Consider the following 2,004-nt stretch of genomic DNA (forward strand, 5'->3'; position numbering starts at 1 on the left):
TGGCCAGCCTGGCGGCGCTGGCCGTGGCGGCCGGCCTCGTGTATTTTTTGCTGAATCGGCGGCGGCTGCGGCGCGAAATAGAATTCACGCAGGAACGACAGCAGCTGGAGCGGCAACAGGCCCAGGCCGTACTCGCTGCCGAAGAGGCCGAGCGCCGCCGCATTGGGGCCGACCTGCACGATGGCGTCGGCCAGCTGCTCACCGCCGCCAAGCTCAATCTGCACGCCTTGGCCGAGGAATTGCGCGAGCAGGCATCTCCCGGCTCGCAGTGCCTGCTCAACCACGCCCTCGATGTGGTGGACGAAAGCTTCCGGGAGGTGCGCAACATCAGCCACAACCTGCTGCCCAGCGCCCTCATCCGGCGTGGGTTGGGGCAGGCCGTGCGCGATTTTACCAGCAAAGTGTCGCCGGGCGGGCGTCCGCGCTTTCAGGTAGAGGTAACCGGTCTGGAAGAAAGCGGCCGCCTCGACCCGGCCCTGGAAAGCGTGCTTTTTCGCGTAGTGCAGGAGCTGGTGCAAAACATTGTGAAGCACGCCCAAGCCACCGAGGTAACAGTGCAGCTACTGCGCCGCCCCCGCGAGCTGTGCCTGCTGATAGCCGATGATGGCGTCGGGTTTGACCCGGCGGCACTGGGAAATGAAGTGGGTATCGGCCTGAAAAATATCGAAAGCCGCCTGGTGTATCTGGGTGGCCGGGTTGACTTCGATTCCCGGCCCGGGCACGGCACCACCGTCACCATCGAAGTGCCCTTGCCGGAGGTGCCAGCTGCGCCAGCGCCAGCAACGCGGCCCGTTGTGCCAGCCACGCTACTGGTATCCCTCAGCAGTCCCAGCCCGATATGATGCTTGCCAACAGGCCAGTAGCTACCGGAAACGGCTGCGCAGGTCGCGGTAGTACCGTTTGTTTTCGGCGGTAGTAGCGAAAGAATGAGCAATACTATTCATGTATAAATTTGAATATTAAATTGCGTCGCCTGATGCTGCTGGTTGGTCAGCAGGCCTTTTGCTTATGAACGACGTTGCTCCCGCGGTTGCACGTGTCAATCTATTGTTAGTCGATGACCACCCGCTTGTTATTGAAGGCATCAAAACCCTGTTGCGGACTGATGCTACGGTGCGCGTGGTGGCTCGGGCCAGCTCCGGCCCCGAGGCCCTGCGCCGGCTGTGCGAGCATCCCGAAGTGAACGTGGTGCTACTCGACCTGCACATGCCCCAGATGAGCGGAGTAGAGCTTACCCGGCGCATCAGAGCCGAGCACCCGGCCGTGCGCGTGCTGGCCCTGAGTATGTTGCACGACTATACCTCCGTAACGCAGGTGCTCGAAGCCGGCAGCCTGGGCTACCTGCTGAAAAACACTTCGAAGGCCGAGCTCAGCGCCGCCATTGCCGACGTGGCCGCTGGCCGCACCCACTTCAGCCAAGAGGTGGGCCAGACGCTGCTGCAACACCTCGAAGTGCCCGGCCAGCGCAATGGCGAGTCGGCCGTGGCAGAACTCACACCCCGCGAGCATGAGGTGCTGCGCTTCGTGGCCGAGGAGCATTCGAACCAGGCCATCGCCGAAACCCTGTTCATCTCGGAGCGCACCGTGGAAACGCACCGGAAGAATATTCTCACCAAAACCAACTGCAAGTCGGTGGTGGGGCTGATTCAGTACGCCATTAAGCACAAGCTGCTGGCGTAGGGGAAGGGGCGGAGAACGATGCAAGCGCCCGTAATGCTGCGCGCAGCATCATGGTCGGGCCTGCGTTCTGGCGTCGTTTTCATACGCACCGCGCGGTTTCGCCGTTCTTTGCAGTGTTCAACCATGCGCGGGCCTGCCTGGCCGCGCCCCTGCCCATGTTTCGTTTGCTGCCCTGGCTGCTGCTGTTGCCCCTTTTTTCGTTTGCTCAAACCAACGCCTTCGTGCCCGACGAGCGGGCCTACTACGGCCTGATTGACCGCGGCAGCGGGCGCTGCCTCGACGTGGCCAGCGCCAGCACGGCCAGCGGGGCGGCGGCCGTGCAGT

2 protein-coding genes are annotated in these 2,004 nt (G+C 62.9%); both read left to right on the forward strand.

The window, feature by feature from the left end:
• A partial coding sequence (locus tag ACYVDE_RS21205; RefSeq protein ID WP_460503529.1) for a sensor histidine kinase occupies positions 1-842 on the forward strand: 842 nt, incomplete at its 5' end.
• A gap of 166 nt (positions 843-1,008) precedes the next feature.
• Positions 1,009-1,680 (forward strand): response regulator, encoded by a 672-nt coding sequence (locus ACYVDE_RS21210; RefSeq protein WP_460503530.1) that lies wholly within the window; start codon positions 1,009-1,011, stop codon positions 1,678-1,680.
• Positions 1,681-2,004 lie beyond the last annotated feature (324 nt).

Source organism: Hymenobacter agri (genome assembly GCF_054778495.1).